Below are 15,424 nucleotides of genomic sequence, written 5' to 3' on the forward strand. Positions count from 1 at the left end.
TCATGTGAGGGACGAGTTCATGGCGATTTCGTAGCCGCCGGAGCCGGCTGCACTTCTCGCACAGCCTCCAGCATACGCTGACCGAAGAGCAAGTACCCGGCGGTGGAAACATGCGTTTCGTTGGCGGGATACAAGTCTGTGATTTTGAAGCGGTTCTGCTCGGACAGTGTAAAAAGATCCGGGCCGATCTTCAGGTCGTTGAACCTGCTCCGGAATGCAGCGGCATGGCTCTGGTCGAGATACACCGTGCTCTTGTTGGGCACGACCATCCAGATAATGCGCAGGGACGGTGCCATTTTTTCTGTGAACTTTGCCATGAAGGTGGCGGAGTCCGCGGTGAGCGGCGCCATCAGACGGTCTTCGGCCGTCATGAGCAATTTGTTGCAAGCCACATGGCTGAATTGCTTGCAGCCGTCGGGTACGGTGCGCGCGTCGATAAGGGGGCCCCAGCGGTCGGGCGTGTTGGTCCAGCTCTCGGAACGTTCGATGGCGCGGGTGTTCCGGTAGGTCAGCCAGCCCCTCAGCAGTTCTGCGTCCCAATTCAGATGGAAACCGGTAGGTGCGGGCTTGGACGGATTTTCGAAGGGAGGGGGCGACGGCAAGAAGGCGTACTTCATGCCCGCACATTTTTCCGAGACTTCGATGCGCCCCTGAAGCAGGCGCTCGATGCTTTCGATGATGACGACCTTGCCCTTGAAGCCGGACTTGCGCACCCAGTCCGAGAAGTCGTCGCACATCGGCCCTGTTTTATCCCAGTGCGCCGTCGCCACGCGGTAGCCGGCGCCGACCAGTGGCGACTGCCAGGCATAGCGGACCGAAAAACTGTCGCCGATCACCAGCACATCGGCTTCCTGGATCGACGAGGCCTTGATGTTGGCGTCCGGAATCGGCGGGGGCGGGTGGTGCCATCCGAAATCGCGCTCGGAAATGCGCCCGATGCGGGTCAGGTCGCCATAGGGAATGGGTGTCAGCAGGCTCATGACCAGCAGCACGCAGCAGACGAGAAAGCCTGCGGCGAAGATGGCGAGCCACATGCGGGCCGGTTTCGTGTCTTCCATGTCAGAACTGGAAATAGAGGAAGGGACTGTAGTTGCCGAATTTCGACACGCACAGGCCGAAGAGGAACACGCATCCCAGGCCCGTCAGCACGGTCGCGATGCGGTTGAGCGCGGGGCGGCCGGCCAGTGCAGCGACCGACGGGATCCAGCGGTCGAGCGTGATGGTCGGGGGCAGGGCCAGGCAGATGAAGAGGCCGACCAGCATGGTCTGGAAGAACTCGGGCTTGCGGAACGGCACCTTGAACTCGCCGAAGGCACTCGGCAGCACGCCGTGCAGGCCCAGCATGCCCTTGTAGATCTCGATGGCCGCGGTCATGCTGTCGGCGCGGAACACCACCCACGCCACCATCACGCACAGGAAAGTGATGAACCATCCGAGCACACGGCCGAGGCGCGACGAGCTTGTGTTGCCGCGCCGGACCGTGGCGTTCCAGAGATGGTTGACCATGAGGAAGAGGCCGTGCAGTGCGCCCCAGATCACGAAGGTCCACGCGGCGCCATGCCACAGGCCGCCCAGCAGCATGGTGAGAAACAGGTTCAGGTAGCGCCTGGCCGGCCCCTTGCGGTTGCCGCCGAGCGGCACGTAGAGGTAGTCGCGCAGGAAGTTGGACAGCGAGATGTGCCAGCGGCGCCAGAACTCGATGATGTTGGTCGACTTGTACGGCGAACGGAAATTCAGCGGCAGCTGCACGCCCACGCACAGAGACAGGCCGACCGCCATGTCCGAATAGCCCGAGAAGTCGAAATAGATCTGCAGGGTATAGGCCAGCACGCCCAGCCACGCCGTGTACAGCGAGGGCAGCACGCCTTCATGGACACCCTTGAACATCATGTCCGCATACTGTCCGAGCGGGTCGGCGATCAGCATCTTCTTGGCCAGTCCGAAGACGAAGATGCCCAGGCCGAGCGCAATGTTGCTGGCGCTGATCCGGTAGGTGGACGGGTTGCCGAACTGCGGCATCATCTGCGCGTGATGCAGCACCGGGCCCGCGATCAGGTGTGGGAAATAAGTGACGAACAGCACGTAGTGAATGAAACTGCGCTCGTGCACCTTGCCCTGCCAGCAGTCGACCAGGAAGGCGATCTGGGTAAAGGTGTAGAACGAGATGCCGATCGGCAGCACGATGTGCAGCAACGGCAACTGCGAGAGGCCCGCCGCGGCCAGCCCGTCGTTCACATTCGAAACGAAGAAGTTGGCGTACTTGAAGATCGCCAGCACGCCGAGGTTGACCACCAGCGCAACGATCAGCAGGGACTTTCGCTTGCGGTCGTCCCGCCCTGGGGCCGGTGTCAGGCGCAGGCCGAACCAGTAGTTGATGCAGATCGACGCCAGCAGCAGCGGAAGGGCCTTGACGCTCCACCAGCCGTAGAAGAACAGCGACGCGAGGGCGAGAAATCCGGCGGCGGCCCGGGCATTGCGCTTGCCGATCAGGAAGAAACCGATCAGGACCAGCGGGAAAAAGACAAAAATAAAGGGGTACGAATTGAAAAGCATCGCGGGGAATGGCACCCCGGTGAGCGCCTTCTCTGTCTTGATCGTTATGCAGCCGCTGCAGCGGCAAGTCTCGAATTATCGCGTGCCGGGCGAAGCCCACAGCTTCCAGAGACTCCGCACCTGGGCGCCGAGTTCCTCCAACGAGAGCGACTCGTTGAAAATGACCGCATCCGCGGCCGCCCTGCGCAGCTTGCGCGGGGCTTGCTGGGCGATCACCGCACGCACGGCTTCGGGTGCCCAACCCGAGCGGGCCACGACGCGGCGCAACTGCGTCTCCTCGGTTGCGTCGACCACGAGCACCCTGTCGACGAGGGCGCGCCAGCGGCCGGATTCAACCAGAAGCGGCACATCGAAGACGACCGTGGCGTCCTGGCCGGCGGCGAAGGCCAGGCGCTCCGTCTCGGCGCCGATCAGCGGATGCAGGATCGATTCGAGGCGCTTCCTTGCGCTGCTGTCGGCGAAAACGAGTTGCCGCATGCCGGCGCGATCCAGGCCGCCATCCGGCGCAATGACGGTGCGGCCGAATGCGGTCTCGATGGCCGGCATTGCGATGCCGCCGGGTTCTGCAATGCGGCGTGCAATGGCGTCGGTGTCGACCAGCACGGCGCCTTCGGCGACCAGCAGCGCAGCAACAGTGCTCTTGCCGCTTCCGATCCCGCCCGTCAAGCCGATGCGCCGCATCACGCGCTCTTCAGCGAATCAATGGGTCGAGCGGGAAGGCGAAGGGAATCCATTGCCGCACAAGTTCAGGGCCTGCCACGAGGCAGACCAAGCCCGCGCCGGCAAGGAAGGGGCCGAAGGCCATGGGAATGTCCTTGTGCGCCAGCTTGCCGACGAAACGCAATGTCAGGCCGATCACCGCGCCCACCAGCGAAGAAACGAGGACGATGGCGATAAGGTAATCGGCCCCGAGCCAAGCGCCCAATGCAGCCAGCAGTTTGAAGTCGCCATATCCCATGCCTTCCTTGCCCGTGACCAGGCGATAGCCATGGTACACAAGCCAGAGGCTCAGGTAGCCGAACACGGCGCCCCAGACCGCGGAATTCAATGAAGTGCCGGTCCATCCCATGGCCGCCCCGATGAGGCCGAGCCACAGCAACGGGTAGTTGAGTGCGTCGGGAAGGAACTGCGTGTCGAAATCGATCAGGAACTGGCAGACCAGCAGCGCTGCGAATGCCGCCCAGAGCGCACCCGTGGGCGTCAGGCCGAAGCGGTAGGCACACAGGGCGAACAGCGCTCCAGTGATCAGTTCGACGATCGGGTAGCGCGGGCTGATGGTGGTCTTGCAGGAGGCACAACGGCCCCGCAGCACCAGGTAGCTCAGCACCGGAATGTTCTGGTACCACCGGATCTTGTGCCTGCAGGCCCCGCAGCGCGAAGCCGGACGAGTCAGATCGAACGGCGGCAGCGCCTCGATGGCCGCGGCCGCCTTGTCCGCCGCGGCTTCGAGCCCCGCAGGAGGCGGTGTCTTCGGCCCGAACACCAAGGTCCAGAGCGACGGCACGTCCTTGGACGACATGAGATTGGCCACGGCATCGGCCAGCCAGCCCCGGTACATCATCACCGGGGTGCGGTAGATCACCACATTGAGGAAACTGCCGACCAGCAACCCAAGGACGCCTGCGAAAACGGCGTCGAACTCCTGCGAAACCAGCATCAAACGACTTGGCCCAGCTTGAAGATCGGCAGGTACATCGACACCACGATGCCGCCGATGATGGTGCCCAGGAACACGATGATGATGGGCTCCATCAGGCTCGAGAGGCCCGCAACCATGTCGTCCACTTCAGACTCGTAGAAGTCGGCGGCCTTGCCGAGCATGTGGTCGATGGAGCCGGACTCCTCGCCGATGGCCGTCATCTGGATCACCATCGAGGGGAACAGGTTGACGTTGGTCATGGCCGTGGTGAGACTGGTGCCGGTCGAGACCTCTTGCTGGATCTTGGCCGTGGCGTCGCCGTAGACGGTGTTGCCCGAAGCGCCTCCCACTGAATCCAATGCTTCGACCAGCGGAACGCCAGCGGCGAACATGGTGGCGAGGGTGCGAGTCCAACGGGCGATACACGATTTCTCGATGAGCGTACCGAAGATCGGCACGCGCAGCAGTGCACGGTCCATCACTCGCTGCACACGTTCGTTACGCTTCCAAGCCTGCAGGAAGAAGTAAATCCCGCCGCCGATCACGCCGAAGATCAGCCACCAATACGCGACGAAGATTTCGCTGATTGCCATCACGAACAGCGTCGGTGCGGGCAGGTCGGCGCCGAAAGATGTGAACACCTGCTTGAACGCTGGAATCACGAAGATCATGATGATGGCCACCACGACGAATGCGACGACCACCACGGAGGTCGGATACATCAGCGCCGACTTGATCTTCGACTTGATCGCCTCCGTCTTCTCCATGTAGGTGGCAAGACGGTCCAGCAGTTCTTCCAGGATGCCGGCCGCTTCGCCGGCTTCCACCAGGTTGCAGTAGAGATTGTCGAAATACTTCGGGAACTTGCGGAAGGCCGCCGAAAGCGAGGTGCCGGTCTCCACGTCGCTTCGGATGTCGTTCAGCAGCTTGGCAACGCTCGGATTGGCATTGCCCCGGCCGACGATGTCGAACGACTGCAAAAGCGGCACGCCGGCCTTCATCATCGTTGCCAGCTGGCGCGTGAAGATCGCGATGTCCTTGGGCTTGATGGACTTGCCCGAGCGCATGCGGCGCTTCTTGATCTTGGATGCAAGAACCCCTTGGCGCCGCAATGCGGCCTGCACCTGGTTTTCGCCGGCGGCCCGAAGCTCGCCGCGCACCAGCTTGCCGTTGCGGTCCTTGCCTTCCCACTCGTAGACAAATTCCTTGAGTGTGTTTGAAGTGCGGGTGGATGCCACTGTTGCCATTCGATCTCCGATTTTGCAGTGTGTTCGTTATTCGTTGGTGACCGCCACCACTTCTTCGAGTGAGGTGAGCCCTTGCATGACTTTTCTGAGCCCGGACTGCCGCAGCGAGCGGACGCCCTCGGCTTCGGACTGGCGTGCGATGTCCATCGCGCTGCCATCGCGCAGGATGATGGCCTGGATGGCTTCCGAGATCGGCATCACCTGGTAGATGCCGACACGGCCCTTGTAGCCGCTGCTGCACGCCGAGCAGCCGACCGGCCGATAGGGTTTCCAGGAACCGTCGAGCTCTTCTTCCTTGAAGCCCGCGTCGAGCAGTGCCTGGCGTGGTACGTCGGACGGCGCGCGGCACACATGGCAGAGACGGCGCGCCAGCCGCTGCGCGGTGATCAGGATGACGCTCGAGGCGATGTTGAACGGGGCAATGCCCATATTCCGCATCCGCGTGAGCGTGGTCGGGGCGTCGTTGGTGTGCAGCGTCGAGAGCACCAGGTGACCCGTCTGGGCCGCCTTGATCGAGATGTCGGCCGTTTCGAGGTCCCGGATTTCGCCGACCATGATGATGTCGGGATCCTGCCGCAGAAAGGCGCGCAGCGCGGTCGCGAACGTGAGGCCGGCGCGCTCGTTGACGTTGACCTGGTTCACACCCGGCAGATTGATTTCGGACGGGTCTTCCGCCGTGGCAATGTTCACGCCGGGCTGGTTGAGCAGGTTCAGGCAGGTGTAGAGCGACACCGTTTTGCCCGAACCCGTGGGGCCGGTGACCAGCACCATGCCGTAGGGGCGGCCGATTGCATGAAGCAGCCGTTCCTTTTCGTCGGCGTCGTAGCCGAGCGCATCGATGCCCAGGCGCGCGCTGCTCGGATCCAGAATACGGATCACGATCTTCTCGCCGAACAGCGTGGGCAGCGTGCTGACGCGAAAGTCGATCACCCGATCGGGGCCGATCTTGAGCTTCATGCGCCCGTCTTGCGGAATGCGCTTTTCGGAAATGTCGAGCCGCGAAATCACCTTGATCCGCGACGCCAGCTTGTCCTTGATCAGCGTCGGCGGGCTGGCGATCTCGCGCAGCTCGCCGTCGATGCGAAAGCGCACGCGGTAGTTGTGCTCGTAAGGCTCGAAGTGAATGTCCGAGGCGCGCATGCTGACGCCGTCAAGCAGCATCTTGTGCAGAAACCGAACGACCGGCGCATCCTCGACTTCGGCGATAGCCGCCTGTTCGTTCGCATCGCCCGACGCATCGGCCGTGACGTCGTCGAACTCGAACTCCCCGCCACCAACGATATTGTTGAGGGTTTCCGACGCGCTGACCGCGGCGGCCTCGATCATGCGCGACAGCTTGTCGTACTCGGCAATGACCCAGTCCACACCCATCTGGGACGCGAACTTGATCTTTTCCACTGCCTGCTGGTCCGAGGGGTCGGCTGTTGCAACAATGAGACGGTTGTTGCGCTTGCTGAGCACCACGATGCGGTAGGCGAGGCACAGCTTCGGGTCGAGCAGGTCCTTGGGCAGCCGCTGATGGTCGATCGCGTCCAGGTCGAGCAGCGGGGCGCCGAAGGCGGAAGAAAGCGTGTGGGCCAGGTCGGCGGCCGAGACGGCGCCGCTGCCGGTCAGCTCGGCAATGAAACTGGTTCGGCCGCTCAGCGACTTCTGATAGATGTCTTCCGCAATCTTCGCAGGAAGCTTACCGGCCGAAACCAGGGCGCGCGCAAGGCCCGGGAGGGCGATTTGCGTGTTTTCTTTAACAGGAAGTTCGGCAGCAGCCATTCAGCGAAATTGCAAGAGATGTGAAAAAATGCTTCACGATCATCGCTGAACGCCCTCGCCCTGTAAATCGCTAAGCAGCAACAGGCATGGGCATTATTGGTGCCAGCCAAAAAGACTGGTCGGGGTGAGAGGATTCGAACCTCCGGCCTCTACGTCCCGAACGTAGCGCTCTACCAGGCTAAGCTACACCCCGATTGGTTGCAGAAAAAGAGAATTCGTCCTTGCCAACTCTTGTGAGGTGTTCAGGCACGTCGCTCAAGCAACTGAGCCGCCAATTGTAGCAAACCGTCGGCGTGCGAATTGGACGGAAAGTTGCGCAATGCGTGAATCGCACGCTTCGCCTCGTCGGCCGCGGCGGCACGCGATGCTTCCAGCGCCCCGGTGCTATGGACGATTTCCACGATCTTGCCCAGCTGGGCCGTATCACCCGCCTGGATGGCCGCGCGCACCAAGGCGGCCTGCTCGGCATTGCCGCGCCGCATGGCGAAAATCAGCGGCAGCGTGGTCTTGCCTTCGCGAAGATCGTCGCCCACGTTCTTGCCTGTTTCGTGGGCGTCTCCCGCGTAGTCGAGCACGTCGTCGATCACCTGGAACGCCGTGCCCAGCGCCTGGCCATAGGTGGCGCAGGCTTCCTCGACTTCGGGCGTGGCGCCGGCCAACACGGCGGCGAGCCTCGTGCTGGCTTCGAAAAGCTTGGCGGTCTTCGAGCGGATCACGCGCAGGTAGGCGGCTTCATCCAGCGAAGCGTCGTGCATGTTCATCAACTGGAGCACTTCGCCTTCCGCGATCACGTTGGTCGCCTCGGCCAGAATTTGCATGATGCGCATGTTGTTTGCATCCAACATCATCTGGAAGGCGCGCGAATACAGGAAGTCGCCGACCAGCACGCTGGCCGGATTTCCGAACGATTCGTTGGCCGTGGGGCGTCCGCGCCGCAGCGTCGATTCGTCCACGACGTCGTCGTGCAGCAGGGTGGCCGTGTGGATGAACTCCACCACCGCCGCCAGGTTGAAGCGCTGCTCGCCGGTGTAGCCCAGGGCCCCAGACATGAGAAGCAGCAGCGCAGGCCGCAAGCGTTTGCCGCCTGCGGAAATGATGTACTTCGAAACCTGGCTGACCAGGGGCACGCCTGTGTCGAGGCGCCGCGCAATCACGCGGTCGACTTCGACCATGTCGCCGGCGATCAAATCCAGCACGGTGGCGGTGGGGGAGGTATCGGCGGCGTGAACTGGCAAAGCGTTTGCGCGCGGCGCGTCTGAATACGAAGGTAGCGGCGGCACAAGGCCGGAAGGCGCAGATTATAGGGACGAGCGGATGCTGTCCGGGCCGGCTTCGACTGAAACCATGTTAGCGCGCGCAAACCGTGCTAGAATCTAGGGCTCTGCGGAATTCGCCGTAGAGCTCATATTCCCAAGAGGTTCACATGTACGCGGTCATAAAAACCGGCGGCAAGCAGTATCGCGTTGCTTCCGGCGAAAAAATTAAAGTAGAACAGATTGCTGCGGATGTAGGCCAGGAAATCGTGATCGATCAGGTTCTCGCAGTCGGCAACGGCAGCGAAATCAAGATCGGTACGCCCCTGGTGTCCGGCGCAACGGTGACAGTCACGGTACTGTCGCACGGCAAGCACGACAAGGTCGGCATCTTCAAGATGCGCCGTCGCAAGCACTATCAGAAACGTCAAGGCCATCGCCAGCAGTTCACTGAACTGCAAATCGGCGCGATCGCCGGCTAAGGAGCAGATTCCATGGCACAGAAAAAAGGCGGCGGCTCAACGCGAAACGGGCGCGATTCCAAGCCCAAGATGCTCGGCGTGAAGGCATTCGGCGGCGAACTGATCAGCGCAGGCTCGATCATCGTGCGCCAGCGCGGCACCCAGTTCCACCCCGGCGTGAATGTCGGCGTGGGCAAGGACCACACGTTGTTTGCACTGGTCGACGGCCACGTGTCGTTCGGCGTCAAGGGCGCACTGAACAAGCACATGGTCAACGTGACCCCCGCGGCCTAAAAACCCGGTCACTCACGAGTTACCACTCGATCAGTCCGAAGCCCCGCTTTGCCGGGGCTTCTTCATTTGTACACTGGATACCCCATGAAGTTCGTCGACGAAGCCTTCATCGACATCGCCGCAGGCGATGGCGGCAACGGCTGCGTGTCGTTCCGTCATGAAAAATACAAGGAATTCGGCGGCCCCAACGGTGGCGACGGCGGCCGTGGCGGCCACGTCTACGCGGTGGCCGATTCCAACCTCAACACCCTGGTCGACTTCCGCTATTCGCGCCGCCACGAAGCCAGGCGCGGCGAGCACGGCATGGGCTCCGACATGTTCGGCGCCGCGGGCGACGACATCGTCCTGAAGATGCCCGTCGGCACCATCATCTCGGACGCCGAAACGGGCGAGGTGCTGTATGAGCTGCTGACGGAAGGCGAGGTCATCACCATCGCCAAGGGCGGCGACGGCGGCTTTGGCAACATGCGCTTCAAGAGCGCCATCAACCGTGCTCCCCGGCAGAAGACTCCGGGTTGGCCGGGCGAGAAGAAGAGCCTCAAGCTCGAGCTGAAGGTGCTTGCCGATGTGGGCCTGCTCGGCATGCCCAACGCGGGCAAGTCGACGCTGATCAGCGCCATCTCGAACGCCCGTCCGCGCATTGCGGACTACCCCTTCACCACGCTGCACCCGAATCTTGGCGTGGTGCGCGTCGGTCCGGAGCAAAGCTTCGTGGTGGCGGATCTTCCCGGGCTGATCGAAGGCGCATCGGAAGGCGCGGGCCTGGGCCATCTGTTCCTGCGCCATCTTCAGCGCACCCGCCTGCTGCTGCATGTCATCGATCTGGCGCCGTTCGACGAAACCGTCGACCCGGTCGCGCAGGCGAAGGCCATCGTCGGCGAGTTGAAGAAGTACGACACTGCGCTCTACGAGAAGCCGCGCTGGCTCGTGCTCAACAAGCTCGACATGGTGCCCGGCGACGAGCGTGCGGCGCGCATCAAGGACTTCGTCAAGCGCATGCGCTTCAAGGGGCCCGTGTTCGAAATCTCCGCGCTCACGCGGGAAGGCTGCGAGCATCTGGTGCAGGCGGTCTACCAGCACATCAAGGCGCAACAGGTGGCTGAGCAGGTTCCGGCCGAGGTCGATCCGCGCTTTGCCGAATTGCCGCCCGACCCAAGCTGAGTGACAGACAAGAATCCATGCGGCATCGATGTCCGCATGGATGTCGATGCGACCGACCGTCCATAGACAGCAGAACACGAGTATTCACGACCGCTACATCCTCACATGACCTCGAATTCCGGATCCACTGCCTTGCGGGACGCCCGCCGAATCGTCGTCAAGGTGGGCTCGAGCCTCGTGACCAACGAGGGGCGGGGTCTGGACGAAGGCGCCATCGGCGAATGGTGCCGCCAGCTGGCGGCACTCGTGCGCGACGGGCGAGAGGTCGTGATGGTCTCGAGCGGCGCCATTGCCGAAGGCATGAAGCGTCTCGGCTGGCGCACCCGGCCGCACGAGGTGCACGAACTCCAGGCGGCCGCGGCCGTCGGGCAGATGGGGCTGGCCCAGATGTACGAGACCAAGCTGCGCGAGAACGAAATGGGCAGCGCGCAGGTGCTGCTGACCCATGCCGACCTGGCCGACCGCGAACGCTATCTCAATGCGCGCTCGACCCTCGTCACGCTGCTCAGACTGGGCGTAGTGCCGGTCATCAACGAGAACGACACCGTCGTCAACGACGAGATCAAGTTCGGCGACAACGACACGCTCGGCGCGCTCGTGGCCAACCTGGTCGAAGCCGATGCGCTGGTCATCCTGACCGATCAGAAGGGTCTCTTCACCGCCGATCCGCGCAAGGACCCGGACGCCAAGTTCGTGCACGAGGCGGCGGCAGGCGATCCGGCTCTCGAAGCGATGGCAGGCGGGGCCGGCTCCAGCCTCGGCCGCGGCGGCATGATCACCAAGATCCTGGCAGCCAAGCGCGCCGCCGGTTCCGGCGCTTCCACCGTGATTGCCTGGGGCCGGGAGCCCGATGCCCTGTTGCGCCTGGCGCGCGGCGAATCCATCGGCACCTTGCTGGTTGCCCAGACTGCCAAGCACCAGGCTCGCAAGCGCTGGATGGCCGACCACCTGCAATTGCGCGGCTCCGTTACCGTCGATGCCGGCGCCGCGGCCAAGGTGCGCGCCGAGGGCAAGAGCTTGCTGCCGATCGGCATGACGGGCGTGTCGGGCGAGTTTTCGCGTGGCGACGTGATTGCCGTTCGCGACCCCGAGGGGGTGGAACTGGCCCGCGGCCTGGCCAATTACTCAAGCATGGAAGCTCGCCTCCTGTGCCGCAAGCCCTCGTCGGAATTCGAGCGTTTGCTGGGCTATGTCGCGGAGCCGGAGATGGTCCACCGCGACAACATGGTGCTGATGCCCGGCTAGCCGATAAAAAACGGGGCGCGAGGCCCCGTTACTGGGTCACTGCACTTCGCGCACCGGGTTGCGCAGGTTCTGGACCATGTCCCCGACCGAATTGCGCGGCGCATTGCCGCGGCACAACGCCTGTGTCGACAGCGCCTTGGCGTAGCGCGAGTTCAGGTCGCTGATCCGCTTCCACTCCGGTGTCTTCGTTTCCTGCCAGGTGCCGTTGTTGTAGCGGGCGTAGCTCTTCATTTCCCCGGTCGAGCAGCGCACCCCTTCATAGAAGGCGTTGGCGCCGCCGCCGTTGCGGTTTTGCGCCACCACCACGTAGCGCACGATGCCATCGCGCGTGATGGCAATGGTGCTCGGGTCGACGCCGAACTTCAGGCTCATGTAGGGCGGCATCTCGATCGGCAGCAGACGGCTTTCGCTGAAAGCCGGCGGCGGAGGTGCAGTGGTTTCCTCCCATTCGGTGTCCATCTCGGACCGCTTGGGTGGCGGTGGCATGCCCGATTGCGCCCAGTCGGGGTTGTCTGTGTCGTGCTTGCCCGATGCGCATCCGGCAAGCACGGCGACACACAGGAGAAGCAGGGCGCGTTCAGCGTTGCGACGGAAAGAAAGGCGTTTTGCTGTTGGGAGAAGAAGGTTCATCGCTCACGGAAGGAATGTCGGGATGCGGGTCGAAACTGCCGCCGGGCGGCAGGTCCAGTCCCGCGGGAGCACCGCCGTCTGGCATGTGGCGCTCGAACTCTCGGGCGCGCACATTGCTGCGCAGGAAGCGGTTGCGGAAATCCTGCCGCGGCAGGTAGCGAGCGAGCTCGGTCAGTGCCATCTCGTAGACGCCGCGTTTGAATTCGACGACCACATCGAGCGGCACCCAGTAGTCGTGCCATCGCCAGGCGTCGAACTCGGGGTGGTCGGTCGCGCGCAGGTTCAGATCCCAGTCGTGACCGATCAATTGCAGCAAATACCAGATTTGCTTCTGGCCCTTGTAGTGGCCCCGTGCGTCACGGCGAATGAACCGATCCGGCACCTCGTAGCGCAACCAGTCACGGGTACGGGCCACGATGCGCACGTGCTCCGGATGGAGCCCGACTTCCTCGTGCAGTTCCCGAAACATGGCTTGTTCGGGACTTTCCCCGCGGTCTATGCCGCCTTGCGGAAACTGCCAGGAATGCGTGCGTATGCGTTTGCCCCAGAAAACCTGGTTTCTCTGGTTGAGCAGGATGATGCCGACGTTGGGCCTGAAGCCGTCCCGGTCGAGCATAATCAAACCCCAATTTTTGAACTGAGTCGATTATGCATGCCGGGTTGCGCTCGGCAAGCGGCCAGTTCGAGGCTCACGGGCTCCCGGAGGTCTCTTCCGGCACCCGTTTTCCCTACGACTTTGAATCCACCAGCCCGATCCCGATGAAAGCTTCCCGATTTTTTGTCTCCACCCTCAAGGAGGCGCCCGCCGATGCCGAGGTCGCGAGCCATCGGCTCATGATGCGCGCCGGCATGATCAAGAAGCTCGGCACCGGTATCTATACCTACATGCCGATGGGCCTGCGCGTGATCCGCAAGGTCGAGGCGATCGTGCGCGAGGAAATGAACCGCGCCGGAGCGGTCGAGCTCACGATGCCCGTGGTGCAGCCGGCCGAGTTCTGGCAGGAGACCGGCCGCTTCGACAAGATGGGCCCCGAGCTGCTGCGCATCAAGGACCGGCATGACCGCGACTTCGTGATCCAGCCCACCAGCGAAGAGGTGGTGACCGACATCGCGCGCCAGGAAATCCGCAGCTACAAGCAGCTGCCGAAGAATTTCTACCAGATCCAGACCAAGTTCCGCGACGAGCGCCGTCCGCGCTTCGGCCTCATGCGTGGGCGCGAGTTCATCATGAAGGACGCCTACAGCTTCGACCGCGACCTGGGCGCGGCCAAGGCCAGCTACCAGGTCATGGCCGATGCCTATCGCCGCATCTTCGACCGCTTCGGCCTGCGCTACCGTGCCGTGGCGGCCGACAGCGGCGCCATCGGCGGCGACCTGAGCGAAGAGTTCCAGGTGATTGCCGCCACCGGCGAAGACGCCATCGTCTACTGCCCGGGCAGCGACTACGCGGCCAACATGGAAAAGGCCGAGGCACTGGCCCCCGCCGGCCCGCGCCCCGCGGCGGCCAAGGCGCTCGAGAAGACGCCGACCCCCGGAAAGAGCACCTGCGCGGATGTGGCCGAGCTGCTCGGCGTGCCGCTCTCGACCACCGTCAAGTCGCTGGTGCTGGCCACCGACATCCTCGATAAGGCCGGCAACCCCAAGGGTTCGCAGGTCTGGCTGCTGCTCTTGCGCGGCGACCACGACATGAACGAGATCAAGGTCAGCAAGGTGCCTGGCCTCGACAAGGGCTTTCGCTTCGCGACCCTGGCCGAAATCGAGGACCACTTCGGCTGCAAGCCCGGCTACCTCGGCCCGCTGAACCTCAAGAAGCCCGTCAAGCTCGTGGCCGACCGCGAGGCGGCCGTCATGGCCGACTGGATCACGGGCGCCAACGAAATCGACTTTCACATGACCGGCGTCAACTGGGGCCGCGACCTGCCCGAGCCCGAGCTGGTGGCCGACCTGCGCAACGTGGTGGCGGGTGACGCCTCGCCCGACGGCAAGGGCGTGCTCGCCATCGAGCGCGGCATCGAAGTCGGCCATGTGTTCGTGCTCGGTACCAAGTACAGCAAGGACATGAACGCCACCTACCTCGACGAAGCCGGCAAGCCGCAGTTCCTCGAGATGGGCTGCTACGGCATCGGCATCACGCGCCTGCCTGCCGCCGCCATCGAACAGAACCACGACGAGCGCGGCATCATCTGGCCCGACGCACTGGCGCCGTTCACCGTGGTGGTCTGCCCGATCGGCATGGACCGCAGCCCGGAGGTCAAGGTGGCGGCCGAGGCGCTTTACGAAGAGCTGCTCGCCAAGGGCGTCGACGTGCTGCTCGACGACCGCGGCGAGCGTCCCGGCGCGATGTTCGCCGACTGGGAACTGATCGGCGTGCCGCACCGCGTCGTCATTTCCGACCGCGGCCTGAAAGAAGGCCAGCTGGAATACCAGCATCGCCGCGACACGGCGGCCACCAAGGTGCCGTCTGCCGGCATCGCCGAATTCATCACCGGCAAGCTCGCGGCATGAGCTTGGAGGGAGGCCTCTCGCGACGCCGGTGCCTGGGCGGCGCCGTGACTGCGGGCGCCCTGGCGGCGCTGTCGCTGCCGCAGGCCGCCCACGCCGGCGCGCAGATCGAAGAACCTTTGATCGACTCGGTGCGCACGGCGCTGAGTTCGGCCGTTCACAACAAGGCACCGCCGGTGCCCGAGTTCATGAGTACCGAGGCCCGCCTGACCTACCTGCGCTGGCTGGGCGAGATGAGCGAGCGCCTCAAGAAGAAGATTGCCGACTGGCCCACGCGCAAGGAATTCCTGCAGACCGTCTGGTATGAAGCCAAGCGCTCGGGCCTCGACGTGAGCCTGGTGCTCGGTCTGATCCAGGTCGAGAGCAACTTTCGGAAGTTCGCGGTGTCCAGCGCCGGTGCGCGAGGCTACATGCAGGTCATGCCGTTCTGGACCCGCGTGATAGGCGACAGCGACTCCGCCAAGCTGTTCCACATGCAGACCAACCTGCGCTTCGGCTGCGTCATCCTGCGCCATTACCTCGACCGCGAGAACGGCGACCTGTACATGACCCTCGGCCGCTATAACGGCAGCCGCGGCAAGGCACCGTACCCGAACGCCGTGTTCGCGAACCAGCGCCTCTGGACCTTCGTGGACCGGGATCGCTCGGCCGCCTGATCTTGCGCGCAGACTG

The 15,424-nt window shown here is 63.5% G+C and carries 15 protein-coding genes and 1 tRNA gene; 6 read left to right on the forward strand and 10 right to left on the reverse strand.

Annotated elements, in window-relative coordinates; genetic code table 11:
• Positions 1-17: 17 nt before the first annotated feature.
• The 8 genes from ABIC94_RS26590 to ABIC94_RS26625 all read right to left on the reverse strand — a co-directional run bounded on the left by ABIC94_RS26590 (position 18) and on the right by ABIC94_RS26625 (position 8,441).
• Complete coding sequence (locus ABIC94_RS26590; protein ID WP_354376034.1) at positions 18-1,058, reverse strand: hypothetical protein; 1,041 nt, start codon at positions 1,056-1,058, stop codon at positions 18-20.
• 1 nt (position 1,059) lies between these two features.
• The gene (locus ABIC94_RS26595) at positions 1,060-2,553 is read right to left on the reverse strand and encodes an MBOAT family O-acyltransferase (protein WP_354376035.1); all 1,494 of its coding nucleotides are present in this window, start codon (positions 2,551-2,553) and stop codon (positions 1,060-1,062) included.
• A 75-nt stretch (positions 2,554-2,628) separates the two neighbouring features.
• Entirely contained in the window at positions 2,629-3,234 is a 606-nt protein-coding gene (gene coaE, locus ABIC94_RS26600) for a dephospho-CoA kinase (RefSeq protein ID WP_354376036.1), read from the reverse strand.
• A 10-nt stretch (positions 3,235-3,244) separates the two neighbouring features.
• Entirely contained in the window at positions 3,245-4,210 is a 966-nt protein-coding gene (locus tag ABIC94_RS26605) for a prepilin peptidase (protein WP_354376037.1), read from the reverse strand.
• Positions 4,210-5,439, reverse strand: coding sequence for a type II secretion system F family protein (locus ABIC94_RS26610; protein ID WP_354376038.1), 1,230 nt, complete (start codon positions 5,437-5,439; stop codon positions 4,210-4,212). The genes ABIC94_RS26605 and ABIC94_RS26610 overlap by 1 nt, the downstream gene beginning before the upstream one ends.
• 27 nt (positions 5,440-5,466) lie before the next feature.
• Positions 5,467-7,206, reverse strand: coding sequence for a type IV-A pilus assembly ATPase PilB (pilB, locus tag ABIC94_RS26615; protein ID WP_354376040.1), 1,740 nt, complete (start codon positions 7,204-7,206; stop codon positions 5,467-5,469).
• Positions 7,207-7,322: 116 nt separating this feature from the next.
• Positions 7,323-7,399: transfer RNA gene (locus tag ABIC94_RS26620), tRNA-Pro, on the reverse strand.
• Between the two features lie 49 nt (positions 7,400-7,448).
• A complete protein-coding gene (locus ABIC94_RS26625; RefSeq protein WP_354376041.1) occupies positions 7,449-8,441 on the reverse strand; it encodes a polyprenyl synthetase family protein in 993 nt (330 codons plus the stop codon).
• Between the two features lie 188 nt (positions 8,442-8,629).
• Here ABIC94_RS26625 and rplU point away from each other — a divergent pair, with 188 nt between their 5' ends.
• From rplU to proB, 4 genes are all read left to right on the forward strand, one after another.
• Entirely contained in the window at positions 8,630-8,941 is a 312-nt protein-coding gene (gene rplU / locus ABIC94_RS26630; RefSeq protein WP_015866992.1) for a 50S ribosomal protein L21, read from the forward strand.
• A 12-nt stretch (positions 8,942-8,953) separates the two neighbouring features.
• Entirely contained in the window at positions 8,954-9,214 is a 261-nt protein-coding gene (gene rpmA, locus ABIC94_RS26635) for a 50S ribosomal protein L27 (protein WP_028259150.1), read from the forward strand.
• Between the two features lie 84 nt (positions 9,215-9,298).
• Positions 9,299-10,375 carry an Obg family GTPase CgtA gene (cgtA, locus tag ABIC94_RS26640; protein ID WP_354376043.1) on the forward strand — a complete coding sequence of 359 codons (1,077 nt, stop codon included), beginning with the start codon at positions 9,299-9,301 and terminating at the stop codon, positions 10,373-10,375.
• Between the two features lie 105 nt (positions 10,376-10,480).
• Complete coding sequence (proB, locus tag ABIC94_RS26645; protein WP_354376044.1) at positions 10,481-11,620, forward strand: glutamate 5-kinase; 1,140 nt, start codon at positions 10,481-10,483, stop codon at positions 11,618-11,620.
• 36 nt (positions 11,621-11,656) lie between these two features.
• Here the strand turns inward: proB and ABIC94_RS26650 are convergent, their stop codons facing one another.
• The gene (locus tag ABIC94_RS26650) at positions 11,657-12,079 is read right to left on the reverse strand and encodes a CNP1-like family protein (protein WP_354376045.1); all 423 of its coding nucleotides are present in this window, start codon (positions 12,077-12,079) and stop codon (positions 11,657-11,659) included.
• Between the two features lie 118 nt (positions 12,080-12,197).
• Positions 12,198-12,866, reverse strand: a complete 669-nt coding sequence (locus ABIC94_RS26655; RefSeq protein WP_354376070.1) for an RNA pyrophosphohydrolase — start codon at positions 12,864-12,866, stop codon at positions 12,198-12,200.
• A 143-nt stretch (positions 12,867-13,009) separates the two neighbouring features.
• Between ABIC94_RS26655 and ABIC94_RS26660 the strand changes: the two genes are divergently transcribed.
• Positions 13,010-14,755, forward strand: coding sequence for a proline--tRNA ligase (locus tag ABIC94_RS26660; RefSeq protein WP_354376047.1), 1,746 nt, complete (start codon positions 13,010-13,012; stop codon positions 14,753-14,755).
• Positions 14,752-15,408, forward strand: coding sequence for a lytic transglycosylase domain-containing protein (locus ABIC94_RS26665; protein ID WP_354376049.1), 657 nt, complete (start codon positions 14,752-14,754; stop codon positions 15,406-15,408). The genes ABIC94_RS26660 and ABIC94_RS26665 overlap by 4 nt, the downstream gene beginning before the upstream one ends.
• Positions 15,409-15,424 lie beyond the last annotated feature (16 nt).

The sequence above is a fragment of the Variovorax paradoxus genome, from assembly GCF_040544635.1.
Classification (GTDB): domain Bacteria; phylum Pseudomonadota; class Gammaproteobacteria; order Burkholderiales; family Burkholderiaceae_C; genus Variovorax; species Variovorax paradoxus_R.

Coding starts and splice junctions, on each gene's coding strand:
- ABIC94_RS26590 (WP_354376034.1), bottom strand. CDS start 1,058: ATGGAAGACACGAAACCGGCCCGCATGTGGCTCGCCATCTTCGCCGCA.
- ABIC94_RS26595 (WP_354376035.1), bottom strand. CDS start 2,553: ATGCTTTTCAATTCGTACCCCTTTATTTTTGTCTTTTTCCCGCTGGTC.
- coaE (WP_354376036.1), bottom strand. CDS start 3,234: ATGCGGCGCATCGGCTTGACGGGCGGGATCGGAAGCGGCAAGAGCACT.
- ABIC94_RS26605 (WP_354376037.1), bottom strand. CDS start 4,210: ATGCTGGTTTCGCAGGAGTTCGACGCCGTTTTCGCAGGCGTCCTTGGG.
- ABIC94_RS26610 (WP_354376038.1), bottom strand. CDS start 5,439: ATGGCAACAGTGGCATCCACCCGCACTTCAAACACACTCAAGGAATTT.
- pilB (WP_354376040.1), bottom strand. CDS start 7,206: ATGGCTGCTGCCGAACTTCCTGTTAAAGAAAACACGCAAATCGCCCTC.
- rplU (WP_015866992.1), top strand. CDS start 8,630: ATGTACGCGGTCATAAAAACCGGCGGCAAGCAGTATCGCGTTGCTTCC.
- rpmA (WP_028259150.1), top strand. CDS start 8,954: ATGGCACAGAAAAAAGGCGGCGGCTCAACGCGAAACGGGCGCGATTCC.
- cgtA (WP_354376043.1), top strand. CDS start 9,299: ATGAAGTTCGTCGACGAAGCCTTCATCGACATCGCCGCAGGCGATGGC.
- proB (WP_354376044.1), top strand. CDS start 10,481: ATGACCTCGAATTCCGGATCCACTGCCTTGCGGGACGCCCGCCGAATC.
- ABIC94_RS26650 (WP_354376045.1), bottom strand. CDS start 12,079: ATGGACACCGAATGGGAGGAAACCACTGCACCTCCGCCGCCGGCTTTC.
- ABIC94_RS26655 (WP_354376070.1), bottom strand. CDS start 12,866: ATGCTCGACCGGGACGGCTTCAGGCCCAACGTCGGCATCATCCTGCTC.
- ABIC94_RS26660 (WP_354376047.1), top strand. CDS start 13,010: ATGAAAGCTTCCCGATTTTTTGTCTCCACCCTCAAGGAGGCGCCCGCC.
- ABIC94_RS26665 (WP_354376049.1), top strand. CDS start 14,752: ATGAGCTTGGAGGGAGGCCTCTCGCGACGCCGGTGCCTGGGCGGCGCC.